We start from the raw sequence: 14,051 nt of genomic DNA, 5'->3' as shown, positions 1-14,051 counted from the left end.
GGCCGCGGCGCATCAAGCGGTATGCGCCAGTTGTACTTGACGGATGCGGTTGGCGAGCCGGGCCAGCCGGATGGTCGCAATGTTCCGGTACGCCGGTCGCAGCACCGTGGCGAGTGGACCGGACTGCTCGAACGTGTGCGTGACCCGGCTGTCCGCGCCGATCGTCCAGGTGCCGACCTCACGGAAACCGGGGACCTGCCAGACGATCTCGACCCGGTCCGCCTCGACGGCCGTGTACTGCAGCTCGCCCGCGAACCCCGGCCGGACGCGCAGCCCGTACCGGGTGCCCGGGTTGGTCTCGCGGGGACCTTCGACGGCGAGGAACGCCTCGTTCCACTCCGGCAACCCGAGCGCGTCGAGCAGGACCTGGCGGATCGCTGCCTGACTGGCGTGGATGGTCTCGGTGGCCTGTTCCATGGCTATCTCTCCTGGGCGAGGTGGGCGAGCTCGGGGCCGCGGCGGCGGGCCAGCGCGGCGCCGGCGGGGAACGCGCCGGCGAGCGTGCGGAGGGTGCTGATCGTCGCGTCGAGCGGCTGACCGGCGACGAGGTCGTGCATGGTTCGGTGCAGCCGGTTCTCCGCGGTGATGATGCGGCGGTGCAGGGCCCGGCCGGACGGAGTCAGGCTGAGTGTCAGGTACCGCCGGTCGACCGGATCGATCCCGCGCTTCACCAGACCTTGCGCGACCAGCCGGTCGACCAGCCGGCTGGGACTGTTGCCGGTCTCGCAGACCAGCAGCCCGCCGAGCGCGTTCAGCGTCATCGGTCCGTGGTCCTTCAGCACCCGCAGAACCTCTGCCTGGGAAGGCGTGATGCCGAGCGGGCGCAGCTCCGCGGCCAGCGCCCGATTGCCCTCGCGCTGAATCGCCAGCACGAGGTAGCGAAGCTCCTCGACGATCTTCATGGCAAATATGTTACACGACACGTATGTCATGGCATGTATCGGACGCGAATCGGCTCGAGGTAGTTGCTCACGGCCTCTGGGCAGGCAAAGTTCCGGATGAGGGCCGGAGAAAGTCCGGTTGCGGTCATGGCCAAGGTGATGCGCGGCTGGCACAGTGAGTGCATGAAGGGTCTGATGCAGGACTACCAGTTGTCGCTGGACACGATCTTCCGCCGGGCGGAGCAGTTCTACCCGGACAAGACCGTCCATACGGGCGGTCCGGCGCCGATCACGCTGACGTACGGCGAGTGGGCCGACCGCACCAGACGCCTGGGCGGTGTACTCGACACACTAGGGATCAGCGCGGACGGACGGGTCGCCACCTTCGCGTGGAACTCGGGCCGCCACCTCGAGCTGTACTTCGCCGCGCCCTGCACCGGGCGTGTCCTGCACACGCTGAACATCAGACTCTTCCCCGACCAGGTCGTGTACATCGCGAACCACGCCGAGGACGAGGTCGTGTTCGTCGACCGGTCACTGCTCGGGCTGTTCCTGCCACTGCTCGAGCGGCTTCCACAGGTGCGGCATGTCGTCGTGATGGACGATCTGCCGGCCGGAGCTCCGGGGGCGGAGGTGCCGGACGATCCGCGGTTCCACGACTACGAGGAGCTGCTGGCCGCCGCCGCGCCGGTCGAGTTCCACGTCGAGGACGAGAACCAGGCGGCCGCGATGTGTTACACGAGCGGTACGACGGGCAATCCGAAAGGCGTCGTGTACTCACACCGTTCCACGTGGCTGCACTCCATCGGCGTACTGACGAACTCGGGAATCGGACTTGCCGAGACGGACACCGTGATGCCGGTGGTGCCGATGTTCCACGCGAACGCCTGGGGTCTGGCGCACGCGGCGCCGATGGCCGGGGCGTCGCTGGTGTTCCCTGGACCGGACATGAGTCCGGCGGGCATCCTCAAGCTGCTTCAAGAACAAGAGGTCACGCTGTCGGCCGGTGTGCCGACGATCTGGCAGGGTTTGCTGCCGCTGCTGGACGGTGTCGAGCTGCCGAAGCTGAGGCGCATCCCCTGCGGCGGTTCGGCCGTACCGGAAGCGTTGTCGGAGGCGTTCCGGCTCAAGCTCGGCCGGCCGATCCTGCAGGCATGGGGGATGACTGAGACGAGCCCGGTCGCGACGGCATCCCACGTACCTACGCGAAGCAAGGGACTTCCCGAGGAGGAGCAGGCGCACCTGCGGGCCCGCGCCGGTCTGTCGCTGCCTGGCGTGGAGGTGCGCATCGTCGAGCCCGGATCGATCACGCCATTGCCGTGGGACGACGAGGCGACCGGTGAGCTACAGGTCCGGGGCGCGTGGATCGCGGCCGAGTACTACCGTCCCGACGACGGCGCGCAGCTGAACACCGAGGACGGCTGGATGAAGACCGGCGACGTGGCGGCGATCGATCAGTACGGATCGGTGCGAATCGTTGACCGGACCAAGGATCTGGTGAAGTCCGGCGGCGAGTGGATCAGCTCGGTCGAGTTGGAGAACCTGTTGATGGCGCATCCCGCAGTCAAGGAGGCGGCGGTCATCGGCGTACCGCATCCGCGCTGGGACGAGCGGCCGCTCGCGTGCATCGTGCTCCAGGAAGGCTCGACGGCGACCGGAGAAGACATCCTCGACTACCTGCGTCCGCTGGTGGCGAAATGGTGGCTGCCGGACGCGGTCGAGTTCATCGACGAGGTACCGAAAACGTCGGTGGGCAAGTTCTCGAAGAAGGACCTGCGGACCCGGTTCGCCAACTACCACCTGAAATAGGACCGTACTGGCCGGCCAGTACGGCTCGTCGGGCTGACCGCCTTTCGGCGCGATATCACCCTCGGGGAACAGCGTCGCGTCCCGGTCGAACAGCACCTGCACACCGTCGTACTGGAACCGGTCGAACGACGCCAGCGGATGCACGATCAGATCGACGTGCAGCCAGTCCGGCGTGATTCCGAGGCCGCCGATCATCCCGGGCAGGCGGTCCGCGAGTACGGTCGGTCCGGTGAGCTGGTGTAGTACGTCGGCCCAATGCTCTTCGTGCCAGTCTGTGCTGTCGTCGGTGACCACGAGGTGTACGTCGACGTCGCTGAACCGATCCGCCGCGCCGGTCGCGTAGCTGCCGATCAGGTAGACCGTCAGCACCCGCTCGTCGGCGGGCAGCACCTCGCGCGCCCGGGTGATCACCGCCTGCACGCCGACCTTCGGCTGAGCCGGCCAGGTCAGCCGCCCGCCGCCGGCCGTCACCCGTCTCACCCTGGTGTCGAAACTGCCTGCTCCCGGGCGCGGGCGGCGATTTGTCGGCGGGCGGCGCTAGGGTTGCCGGGTGGAAGCGCCCCTTGCCTTGTACCGCCGATACCGCCCGGAGACGTTCGCGGAAGTGATCGGGCAGGACCATGTCACCGGTCCGCTGCGGAACGCGTTGAGCAACAACCGGGTGAATCACGCCTACCTGTTCTCCGGGCCACGCGGCTGTGGGAAAACCACCAGCGCGCGCATCCTGGCCCGGGCGATCAACTGCGAGAAGGGCCCGATCGCCGAGCCGTGCGGGGTGTGCAAATCGTGCACCGACCTGGCCCGCGGCGGGCCCGGCAGCATCGACGTGATCGAGATCGACGCGGCGTCGCACGGTGGTGTCGACGACGCCCGTGACCTGCGCGAGCGGGCGTTCTTCGCGCCGGTCGAGAGCCGGTACAAGATCTACATCATCGACGAGGCGCACATGGTCACCACGCAGGGCTTCAACGCCCTGCTGAAGCTGGTCGAGGAGCCGCCGCCGCACCTCAAGTTCATCTTCGCGACCACCGAACCCGACAAGGTGATCGGCACCATCCGGTCCCGTACGCACCACTACCCGTTCCGGCTGGTGCCGCCGAAGGTGCTCGGCGACTACATGGCGCGACTGTGCGAGTCCGAGGGCGTCTCGATCGAGGCGGCCGCGCTGCCGCTGGTCGTACGCGCCGGTGCCGGATCGGTCCGCGATTCGCTGAGCGTGCTCGACCAGCTGATCGGCGGTGCGGGGCCGGCCGGCGTCACGTACGAGCTTGCCGTCGCGCTGCTCGGCTTCACGCCGGACTCGCTGCTCGACGCGTGTGTGGACGGGTTCGCGGCGCATGACAGCGCGGCGGTCTTCCAGACGATCGAGAAGGTGATCGAGACCGGCCAGGACCCGAAGCGGTTCGCCGAGGACCTGCTTCGCCGGCTGCGCGACCTGGTCGTACTGTCCGCCGTACCGACCGCGATCACCTCCGGCCTGATCGAGGCCGCCGAGGACCAGGCCGAGCGCCTCCAGACCCAGGCCGCGGGCATCGGCTCCGCCGAACTCACCCGAGCCGCCGACATCGTCGCGGCCGGCCTGCTGGAAATGCGCGGCGCGACCGCTCCCCGCCTGCAACTCGAACTCATCTGCTCCAAGGTCCTCCTCCCCGGCGCCGACGACTCCACCAACGGCATCCAAGCCCGCCTCGACCGCCTCGAACGCCGCCTAACCATCGGCACCCCCACGGGACCCCCCGCCGGAGCCGGCACCTCGCAGAACGCGGGGTCACCAGTGGGCGGTGGGCAGGTGGCGGGGCCTAGCGCCGGTTCGCCTGCCCACGGCGGCCCGGCAGGCGACGCACCTGCAGACACCACAACCACCGGCAGCGCATCCACTGGCAGTGCGTCCACTGGCAGTGCGTCCACCGGCAGTGCATCTGCCGGGAGCGCATCCGCCGGCAGCGCATCGACCGGTCCGGCGGCAGGTCGTACGGCTCGTGACGCTCCAGGCTCCGGTGCCGCATCTGCGAGCAGTGGCGCACCTGCTGGAGCGCGGACGGGCTCTTGGGGTGATGAGCCGTCAGCAGCACAGCCCGGTTCGGGTGCTCAGTCCAGCTCGCCCGCGCACCCCGATCCGTACGCGCAATCCACCTCGCACGCGCAATCCGACGCGTACGCCCAACCCGCTCCGGCGGCGCAGGCTGCTCCGGGCGGTGCGGGCGGTGCGGGCGGTGCAGGTGGGGGGTCGGCGTCCGGTGGACCTGTTGGCTTGGCTGACATTCGACGGCTTTGGCCCGAGGTACTGGAAGCAGTGAAGGCGAAGCGCCGTTTCGCCTGGATCGTGCTGAGTCAGCACGCTCAGGTGATCGCGATCGACGACCACACCCTGACGCTGGGCCTGGGCAACGCCGGCGCCCGCGAGAGCTTCGCCCGCTCCGGCAGCGACGAAATCCTCCGCCAGGCCATGATCGACACCATCGGCGTCAACCGCCGGGTGGAAGCAGTAGTAGACCCCTCCACCGACCCAGGCACCGGCGGCACCCCTACCAACCGCCCCGGCCCCCAACTCAACACCCCCCACTCCGGCGCCCCCACCACACCCGATCCCCACTCCGGCCCTGCGACTTTCAGCGGCCCACAGTCCAATCTCCCGGCACCCGGCGGTCAGCAGCCCGACAGCCGACCACCTGGCGGTCAGCACTCCGACACCCCGGTGTCAGGCGCCCCACAGTCCAACACCTCAGGGCCCGACGCCCCGCACGGCACGCCAGCGCCCGGCGGCTTGCAGCCTGGCGCTTCGATGCCCGGCCATGGAGGGGCCGGCGCCCCGGCTGCCGACGGTTCGCGATCCGGGACCGCGCAATCCGGCGGTCCAGGATCTGACAACGCGGCATCTGATGGTGTGACGTCCGGTAGTTCGCAGTCCGGCGGCCAAGCGCCCGACGGTCCGCTGTCTGGCGGTTCGCAGTCCGGCAATCCACAGTTCGACGGTTCAGCCCCGGGCGGTCCGCACGCGGGTGGCCCAGTACCTGATGCTCCGGTGTCGGGTGGTCCGCACGGCGGGAGTTCTGCCGATCACTCCGGCGGCCAAGCATCGGGAGCGCAAGGCCTCGGCAGCCAAACCCATGGAGCTCCGGGTGCTGCCGCGGACGGAACCGCCGCCGGCCGAGGCGTACCGGGCGCAGACTCTCCATTCTCAGGCGAGCATGACGCCGTCGCCGCAGGCGCTCCTGGCGCGGGTGCTGCAGGCTCAGGTGGTGCAGATGGTGCTGGTGCAGGCGGCTCAGGTTCGTACGGAGCGGGTGCTGGCGCAGGTACAAATGGCGGTTTGAATGCCGCGGGTGGATCAGCGGGTGCAGGTGGGACGCCGACGACTGGTAGTGCGGCGCGTGTGGGGGATCGGGCCGAGGCCGCGGTTGATTTGCGGGAGCCGCCGGATTCTGAGTACGACGTGCCGCCGGAGCCTGATCCGTGGGAAGACGGGGGAAGTACGGGTTCTGGGCGCGGGAATGGGCGGCAGGGTGCTCAGCAGGCCGGGCCCCGAGCTGGGACCGGCACCGCGTCCGCGACCGGAGCCGGTGCTGCGGCCGGAGCTGGTGCTGCGGCTGGGGGTGGGGCGGAGGATCGGCGGGCGCGAGCGGCGAGTAAGCGGCGGGCGGCTGAGGCTGCGGTCGCGGCTGAGCAGGCGCGGGAGGCGGCTGTGGTGTCGCGTGCGCCTGACGTACCGCTGACGCCGGAAGAGGAAGCTGCCTCGATCGGCGAAGACGACGTCGTGCTCGAAGACGACTTCCGGACGCACACGGACCTGCTTCGCGAGACCCTCGGCGCACAGATCATCACCGAAGAGCCCAACTAGCTCCGCTGGGGGCGAGGCCGCATCGACTGGCGCCTACAGCCGCGTGCGGTTCGGTTTGAGGTCTCGCCGCTAGCCCTGGGAGCAGAGCTGCCGATCCACGAGCACCCGCCGGAATCCACCGCACCCGCCCGACCACCGTGCAGGCGAGATAGCGCAGCAGGCGGCAGCCGATGAATCCGTAGTGCTGGAGAGTGGTTATCCACCGTTGTGGTGGGTTCTCCACTTGTACACCGGTGGAGAACCCACCACAGCAGCAGATAACCCCTTCGAGGGTGATCGAGGGCTGAGCCTGGCGCGGTCGCTTCGTTGACGGTCTGGCTCAGCCAATAGAAGAGCCGGTTTTCCACAGGCGGTCGGGGTTGGGTGTGGGGAGTTTGGGGTGGGGTGCACAGGGGGTGGGGTTGGTGTGGATGGGGATATCCACAGGGTTGTGGATAAGTTGGGGGAGAACGGTCGGTTTCTGGGGGCTGGTGGGGTTGTCGGGGGGACCGGCTAGGGTTGTGGTTCCGGCTGTAGGTGGGTTCGAGCGGTTGGGACGAGGAGATCGCGGTGTTCGACGGTGGCGGTGCTGGGGGCTTCGATATGTCCAATCTGCTTGCGCAGGCGCAGGCGATGCAGAACCAGCTGATGGAAGCTCAGGCTGATCTCGAGGAGCAGGAGATCGAGGGGTCGGCCGGCGGTGGGCTGGTGACGGCGCTGGTGTCGGGTACTGGGGAGTTGCTCAGCCTGACGATCAAGAAGGAAGCGGTGGACCCGGACGACACCGAGACGCTGGCCGATCTGGTCGTGGCGGCGGTGCGGGACGCTTCCGAGAACGCGAAGCAGGCTGCTGCCGCCGCGATGGGGCCGCTCGCCGGTGGGCTGGGTGGCGCGTTCGGGGGCGAAGGTGGCATCCCGGGGTTCGGCGGCGGAGCGCCGGCCGGGTTCGGTGCCGGGGGTTCGGCTCCGGCCGGGTTCGGGCTGCCGAGCGCGACGCCGCCGGCGGTCGAGTCAGGCGGTGAGGACGCGCCGGGCAGCGACAACGATCTGAACGGCCGTGACGGTGGGCAATCCGGCAGCGGGAACGAGTCGAGCGACCGTGACGCTGGGAAATCGGGCAGCGGCACCGCAGGTGGTGGCCAGCCGCGCGATGAGGTTCACGATGGCGGGCAGGTTGGTCGGGGGGTCGGGTTTGTGAACCCGGGGAGTGGGGCCGGCGACTCCGGTCAGAACCCGGGCTGACGTGTACGAGGGGGCCGTTCAGGATCTCATCGACGAGCTGGGGCGGTTGCCCGGGGTGGGACCGAAGTCGGCGCAGCGGATCGCGTTCCATCTGCTCGCGGCGGACGAGACCGATGTCCGGCGGCTCGCGCACGTGCTGGTGCAGGTCAAGGAGAAGGTCAAGTTCTGCGAGATCTGCGGCAACGTCTCGGAGGAGACGCAGTGCCGGATCTGCCGCGACCCGCGCCGCGACCTGGCGCTGATCTGCGTGGTCGAAGAGGCCAAGGACGTGGTCGCGATCGAGCGTACGCGCGAGTTCCGCGGCCGGTACCACGTACTCGGCGGGGCGATCTCGCCGATCGAGGGGATCGGGCCGGACGAGCTGCGGATCAAGGAACTGATGCAACGGCTGGCCAGCGGTGAGGTGACCGAGATCATTCTCGCCACCGATCCGAACCTCGAGGGCGAGGCGACGGCGACGTACCTGAGCCGCCTGCTCCGGCCCATGGGCTTGCGCGTGACCCGATTGGCTAGTGGACTTCCTGTAGGCGGTGACCTCGAGTACGCCGACGAGGTCACACTCGGACGGGCGTTTGAAGGGCGACGATCGATCGATGACTGAACCAACCGATATTGCGGAGCGGGCGCTGGGCACCGACTCCGAGGACCTGACCGAGTTCGCCGAGCAGATCGCCGACCAGGTCCGGAGCTTCCTGATCTCGGTGCGCGACATCGCCGCGCAGCCGGACGAGGACGGGGTCGACGAAGGCCTCGCCTCACTGCCGTACCTGCTGCTCGAGGTGAGTCAGTTGCTGCTCGCGGGCGGGCGGCTGGGCGCGTTCGAGGACTTCGTGCCGGAGGAGCGGTTCGAGAGCGACGCCGGTCCGGATCCGGATCTGGACGCGATGCGGGCCCGGTTGGCGGTGCTGTTCGAGGGCCTCGACGAGTACGCCGAGGTGTTCGATCCGTACGCCGCGCCGCCGGAGATCACGGTGAACCGGCTCTCCGACGACCTGACCGCGATCGCGACCGACCTGGTACACGGCCTCGCGCACTACGAGGACGGCCGGGTGGTCGAGGCGCTGTGGTGGTGGCAGTTCTCGTACGTGTCCACTTGGGGTGCCGCGGCGAGTGCGGTACTGCGCGCGATCCAGTCCTTGATCGCGCATGACCGGCTCGAGCCGGCCCATGACGCCGAGACCGAGGCAACCGACCGCGAACTCGTCGAGGTAGCCGAAGAAGCAGTCCAACGCCGCTGACCCGGCGCACGCCGGCACCCGGCACTCCGGGCACCCGGCCCTCGGCACCCGGCACTCCGGGCACCCGGCACTCCGGGCACCCGGCACTCCGGGCACCCGGCACTCCGGGCCCCGGCACTCCGGGCCCCGGGCACCCGGCCCTCGGCACCCCGGCAATTTCAGGGGTTAACGTCTGAGTTTGCCCGGCGGGGTCCAGTGGTCGAAGCAACGCCTGATGGAAGGTGTTGTGTATGCCGATGAGGTATCCGTACGGAGTGCGGGATGAGTTTTTCGCGCTGGTGGGTGGTGGGTGGTCGGTGCAGTCAGCGGCGTCGGCGGTCGGCGTGTCGTGGGATACGGGTTCGTTGTGGTGGCGAACATCGGGGCTTGTGGAGCCATCGTTGCGGCAGAACAGAGCTGGTGGGTTGCCGGGCAGCGTGCCAGCAGCAGTCCCGGGTGGGGTCGCGGGTGGGGTCGCGGGGACGCGAGCTCGGCGGCCGTTGACCAGTGAGGACCGGGCGGTGATCGCTGTGCTGTTACGGCAGGGGTTGTCGTATGCCGGGATCGGTGAGGCGATCGGGCGGGACAAGTCGGTGATCTGGCGTGAGGTGGCCCGCAATCGCGGCCGGGACGGGTCCTATTGGGCGCCGGTGGCTCACCGTGCCGCTCATGAGCGGCGGCGCCGGCCCAAGGAGTTCAAGCTGGCCGCCGATCCGGGGCTGTGCGCCCGGATCACCGGCTGGATGGACACCGGCTGGTCCCCGGGCCTGATCGCGGCAGTACTGCGCCGTGATCACCCCGGCGACAGCGCGCAGGAGAGGATGGCTCGTGTGTCGCACGAAACCATCTACCAAGCGCTGTATGTGCAGACCCGCGGCCAGCTGCGACAAGACCTGCACCGGCAGTTGAGCCTGCGCCGCACGGCCCGCAAACCCCGCGGCGGCGACCATCGCCAGGCCCGAAACCCGTACCGGGAAGCGTTCACGATCAGTCAACGCCCCGCCGAGGCCACCGACCGTGCCGTGCCCGGACATTGGGAAGGCGACCTGATCATCGGCACCGGCAACCGCTCCGCGGTCGGCACACTGGTCGAGCGCACCACCCGGTTCACCATCTTGCTGCACCTGCCCGGCCAGCACGACGCCGACACCGTGGCCGAGACCATGATCACCCAGATGCGCACCCTGCCCGACCACCTGCGCCGCTCCCTGACCTGGGACCGCGGACGCGAACTAGCCGCCTACCGGCGCATCCAGCTCGATCTGAACATGCCTGTCTACTTCTGCGACCCCCACTCCCCCTGGCAACGCGGCACCAACGAGAACACCAACCGGCTCCTGCGGTTCTGGCTCACCAAAGGCACAGACCTGTCCACCCACACCGCCGCCAGCCTCGACCAGATCGCCACCACCCTCAACCAACGACCCCGCCCTACACTCAACCTCAAAACCCCAGCCCAAGCACTGGCCGAACTACTCGTTGCTTAGACCACTGGACCCCGCCCCCGTTCACCCCTCGCATGCCGGTGGTGAACGGGCAATCCGCGAGGTTAACCACTCAAATGGTTCGGGGTGTCAGTCCGGGAGCATTGGCATTTGGATGCCTTGGTCTTTGCCGAGGAGGACGCCGCGGGTGATGGCGTTGGTGCCGAACTTGTCCTTGACCAGGTCGAGGGCGCTGTCCAGCTCGTTGTTGGCCGCCTTGTCGAACGGGAGGGCGAGCTGGATCGCCGCCTCGGTCTGCAGGTTGCCGACCGAGATGCCGATCATGGTGATGCCCTGGGCGTCGATCAACGGTCGCGCGGTCCGCAGCAAGGTACGCGCGGTGTGCAGAATCGCCCGCGTCTGATCGGTTGCCTCGGGCAACGTATGTGAGCGCGTCGCCCGGCTGAAGTCGTCGAATCGCAGCCGTAGCGTCACGGTCCGCCCGGAGCGCCCGGCGCCGCGCATCCGCCGGCTGACCCGGTCGACCAGCCCGGCGAGCACCGCGTCCAGGGTCGCGGGTGACTTCGGTGAACGCCCCAGCGCGCGTTGCGAGCCGATCGAACGGCGCCGGCGGCCGACCTCGATCGGACGGGGGTCGCGGTTGTGCGCGAGCGCGTGCAGATGCCGCCCGGAGGCGCGCCCGAGGATCGAGATCAGGGCAGCCTCGGGCATCATCGCGACGTCGCCCACTTTGGTCAGTCCGCGGCTCCGGAGCTTCTCCGCCGTCACCTCGCCGACGCCCCACAGTCGCGAAACGTCCAACGGGTGCAGGAAATCCAGCTCCCGGTCCGGCGGGACCTCGAGCAGGCCGTCGGGCTTCGCGACGCCGCTGGCCACCTTGGCCAGGAACTTCGTCCGCGCCACCCCGACGGTGATCGGCAGCCCGACCCGGGACAGCACCTCGGCGCGCAGCCGCTGCGCGATCTGCACCGGCGTGCCGCGGATCTTCCACAGCCCGCCGACGTCCAGGAATGCTTCGTCGATCGACAACCCCTCGACCAGTGGCGTGGTGTCCTCGAAGACCTCGAACACCGCCTTGCTGGCCTCGGAGTACGCCGGCATCCGCGGGTCGACCACGATCGCGCCCGGGCAGCGGCGCAGCGCCTGGCTGCCGCTCATCGCGGTCCGGACGCCGAACGCCTTGGCCTCGTAGCTGCAGGCGAGCACCACGCCGGCGCCGACGATCACCGGCCGGCCGCGCAGGCGCGGGTCGTCCCGCTGCTCGACCGACGCGTAGAACGCGTCCAGATCGGCATGCAGGATGGTCGCTCCGCCGGAACCTGACACGAACACATGTTCGCATACGCCGCCGACAAATAGATCGGCGAAACGAGATAGGGAAATTTCCGGAGGCGGCGCGCCAACCGTCAGGAGAGAATGCCGCTCATGGACCTGTCGGTATACCGCGATCTGTGGAAGATCCAAGGCGTGATGGCCCTGCTGGCCGCCGCGCTGATCGCGAGGATGCCGGTGCTGGCGACAATGGTCCCGCTGGCCTTCCTGGCCAAGGACGCCGGCGGAAACTTCGGCTGGGCCGGCGTGGTTGCCGGTGCCTACTCGATCGGTACGGCGGTCGCCAGCGTGGTTTGGTCCCGGATGGCCGACCGGCGAGGCGCCCGCAAGGTCGTCATCGGTACGGGCATGGCCTGGGGTGTCTGGATGGCGGTGCTCGCACTTCTGCCGGACAGCTGGTACCGGCTGCTCCCACTCGCGGCCGTACTGGCCGGAGCGTTTGTCTCGCCAGTCACCTCAGCACTGCGTGCGAACTGGCCACGGCTGGTGCACGGCTCCCAGCTCCGAGCGGTGTACTCACTGGATGCGACGGCGCAGGAGGTGCTCTTCGTCTTCGGACCGATGACCGGCGCGGTCATAGTCAGTTTCGCGAGTCCACGGGCCGGTCTGCTCGTCTGTGCGGTCGCAGCGGTTGCAGCGATCTGGTGGTTCGGGCTGATGCAGCAGCCCGTCGTACCGCGTGACACCTCCGCCGGTCCGCGTCCTACTGCCTGGCAGCTGATCGTCCACCCGCACCGTACGCCGATCCTGCTGGCCTGGGCCTGTCTGGTGATGGGATTCGCGTCGATGTCGCTCGGCATGGTTGCGGTTGCGGACGAGCACGGCAACCGGCTGATCGCCGGCGTACTCGAAACGGTCGCCGCAGCGGGCAGTGTGACCGGCGGTGTGATCGGTGGAGCGCTACCTGGCCGGCGTACGTCGGCGGTGTGGCGCCGGATGCTCGTACTCTCCGGACTGGTCGTGGTGTGCATCTTTGTCACGTCGTCCGTGGTCGCACTGGCGATTGCGATGTTCGCGGCCGGCTGCATGATCGCGCCGACGATCGCCGCCGTGTACGAGCGGATCGGCGCGTTGACGCCGACGTCGGCGCACACCGAGATCTTCGGCTGGGCGCAGAGCGGTGGAATGGTCGGGTCAGCTGTCGGTTCCGCTGTTGCTGGCGCAGTGGTGGAAGCCGGTGGAGTGCGCTACGCGTGGGTCCTGACCGCAGGTCTCTCCGTACTGGCGACCCTGGCCCTGCTACGTGTACCGCCCCACCGGCCGGCTGAGACCAGTGCAGTCGACGGAGCTGCGGTTGCCGCGTAGCGGACGCGGTAGTTCGCCTCCAGTACGCCGCCATCGCGCGCGGACATCGAGATCAGCCGGAGCGGACGGCGGTCGAGCAGTACGCCACGCCCCGCTGCGACCGGGTGGATGAGCAGTGAGAACTCGTCGATCAACCGCCAGCGCAGCAGCGACCGGACCAGCATCAGACTGCCGATGACCTGTAGGTCCTCCCCGGGAATCGACTTCAGCGCAGTCAGCACCCGGCGGGTCTCGCCCTGCAGCAGCTCGGTTGCCGGGCGCGCGCTGACAGGTCGTGACGCGATGACCAGGGCTCGGCTGCCGACCAGGTCGAGCGAGTCGGCGTACCGCTCGTACGTCTGACGTCCCAGCAGCACGGTCCCAGTACCCGCCGTCAACTCCGCGAGCGCGCCACCGGGCAGCCACCGCTCCGGCCGCTCCACGATGCCGTCCTCGGACATGCACAACCGGACCACGATGTTCCGCATCACAACCCCCTCTGAGCTCCTACCAACCCAGATGCAGCCTGTTGCCGGAAGGTTTCAGTTCTTGTCGCGGCGGCCGCGGTGGAGTTCGGTTTCGAGCGCGTCGAGGCGGTTCGTCCAGAACTTGCGATACCGGTCCAGCCAGGTATCGATCTCGCGCAGCGGGCCCGGGTCGACCGCGTACAGCCGGCGGGTGCCGTCGACGGTGACGGTCGCGAAGCCGTTGTCGCGGAGCACCCGCAGATGCTGGGAAACGGCCGGCTGGCTGATGCCGAACTCGGCACCGATCGTGCCGGCGATGCTGCCCGCCGGCAGCTCGCCCTCGGCCAGCAGTTCCAGGATCCGGCGGCGGACGGGATCACCGAGAATGTCGAACGCATGCACCTGGCCATTATTTCAGCGAAGACTTATATGAACAAGTGGCCGAACGGTTTCCGGCCGCCGCCGGCCCGGGCCAGGGACCTTCCGGCCGGCCCGCCGATCCACCGGACGGTCCGCCCGGGTGCTGGTCAGCCGGTAGGCAACAGGCAGGTCACGGC

The 14,051-nt window shown here is 68.9% G+C and carries 12 protein-coding genes and 1 pseudogene; 7 read left to right on the top strand and 6 right to left on the bottom strand.

Annotated elements, in window-relative coordinates; all coding sequences use genetic code 11:
• Window positions 1–12: 12 nt before the first annotated feature.
• Complete coding sequence (locus HDA44_RS23965; RefSeq protein ID WP_184838011.1) at window positions 13–417, bottom strand: SRPBCC family protein; 405 nt, start codon at window positions 415–417, stop codon at window positions 13–15.
• 2 nt (window positions 418–419) lie between these two features.
• The gene (locus tag HDA44_RS23960; protein WP_184838009.1) at window positions 420–902 is read right to left on the bottom strand and encodes a MarR family winged helix-turn-helix transcriptional regulator; all 483 of its coding nucleotides are present in this window, start codon (window positions 900–902) and stop codon (window positions 420–422) included.
• A gap of 162 nt (window positions 903–1,064) precedes the next feature.
• On the opposite strand from HDA44_RS23960, the gene HDA44_RS23955 reads away from it, so the two are divergent.
• Window positions 1,065–2,690, top strand: coding sequence for a long-chain fatty acid--CoA ligase (locus HDA44_RS23955; protein ID WP_184838007.1), 1,626 nt, complete (start codon window positions 1,065–1,067; stop codon window positions 2,688–2,690).
• A 135-nt stretch (window positions 2,691–2,825) separates the two neighbouring features.
• Here the strand turns inward: HDA44_RS23955 and HDA44_RS39000 are convergent.
• Window positions 2,826–3,080, bottom strand: a pseudogene (locus tag HDA44_RS39000) (nucleotidyltransferase domain-containing protein); the annotation flags it as partial.
• A gap of 160 nt (window positions 3,081–3,240) precedes the next feature.
• Between HDA44_RS39000 and HDA44_RS39100 the strand changes: the two are divergent.
• The 5 genes from HDA44_RS39100 (at window position 3,241) to HDA44_RS23930 (ending at window position 10,453) form a co-directional block, all read left to right on the top strand.
• Complete coding sequence (locus HDA44_RS39100) at window positions 3,241–6,528, top strand: DNA polymerase III subunit gamma and tau (RefSeq protein WP_184838005.1); 3,288 nt, start codon at window positions 3,241–3,243, stop codon at window positions 6,526–6,528.
• Window positions 6,529–7,044: 516 nt separating this feature from the next.
• On the top strand, window positions 7,045–7,749 hold the full coding sequence (locus HDA44_RS38675; protein WP_337906333.1) for a YbaB/EbfC family nucleoid-associated protein: 705 nt from the start codon (window positions 7,045–7,047) through the stop codon (window positions 7,747–7,749).
• Between the two features lies 1 nt (window position 7,750).
• Window positions 7,751–8,350 (top strand): recombination mediator RecR, encoded by a 600-nt coding sequence (gene recR / locus HDA44_RS23940; RefSeq protein ID WP_184838003.1) that lies wholly within the window; start codon window positions 7,751–7,753, stop codon window positions 8,348–8,350.
• Window positions 8,343–8,987 (top strand): DUF5063 domain-containing protein, encoded by a 645-nt coding sequence (locus HDA44_RS23935; protein ID WP_184838002.1) that lies wholly within the window; start codon window positions 8,343–8,345, stop codon window positions 8,985–8,987. Before recR ends, HDA44_RS23935 begins: the two co-directional genes overlap by 8 nt.
• Before the next feature lie 230 nt (window positions 8,988–9,217).
• The gene (locus HDA44_RS23930) at window positions 9,218–10,453 is read left to right on the top strand and encodes an IS30 family transposase (protein WP_184830484.1); all 1,236 of its coding nucleotides are present in this window, start codon (window positions 9,218–9,220) and stop codon (window positions 10,451–10,453) included.
• Window positions 10,454–10,540: 87 nt separating this feature from the next.
• Here the strand turns inward: HDA44_RS23930 and dinB are convergent, their stop codons facing one another.
• Window positions 10,541–11,737 carry a DNA polymerase IV gene (gene dinB, locus HDA44_RS23925; RefSeq protein ID WP_337906331.1) on the bottom strand — a complete coding sequence of 399 codons (1,197 nt, stop codon included), beginning with the start codon at window positions 11,735–11,737 and terminating at the stop codon, window positions 10,541–10,543.
• A 99-nt stretch (window positions 11,738–11,836) separates the two neighbouring features.
• On the opposite strand from dinB, the gene HDA44_RS23920 reads away from it, so the two are divergent.
• Window positions 11,837–13,048, top strand: a complete 1,212-nt coding sequence (locus HDA44_RS23920) for an MFS transporter (protein WP_238352534.1) — start codon at window positions 11,837–11,839, stop codon at window positions 13,046–13,048.
• Here the strand turns inward: HDA44_RS23920 and HDA44_RS23915 are convergent.
• Together HDA44_RS23915 and HDA44_RS23910 are read right to left on the bottom strand one after the other, a co-directional pair.
• Window positions 12,931–13,515 carry a dihydrofolate reductase family protein gene (locus tag HDA44_RS23915; RefSeq protein WP_184837996.1) on the bottom strand — a complete coding sequence of 195 codons (585 nt, stop codon included), beginning with the start codon at window positions 13,513–13,515 and terminating at the stop codon, window positions 12,931–12,933. The two genes, HDA44_RS23920 and HDA44_RS23915, sit on opposite strands and share 118 nt — an antisense overlap.
• 54 nt (window positions 13,516–13,569) lie before the next feature.
• The gene (locus HDA44_RS23910) at window positions 13,570–13,896 is read right to left on the bottom strand and encodes an ArsR/SmtB family transcription factor (RefSeq protein WP_184837994.1); all 327 of its coding nucleotides are present in this window, start codon (window positions 13,894–13,896) and stop codon (window positions 13,570–13,572) included.
• Window positions 13,897–14,051: the final 155 nt, after the last annotated feature.

It is taken from the genome of Kribbella solani, assembly GCF_014205295.1.
Taxonomy (GTDB): domain Bacteria; phylum Actinomycetota; class Actinomycetes; order Propionibacteriales; family Kribbellaceae; genus Kribbella; species Kribbella solani.
Note: the sequence above shows the minus strand (reverse complement) of the source record. Positions and strands in the feature narration are given on the sequence as shown.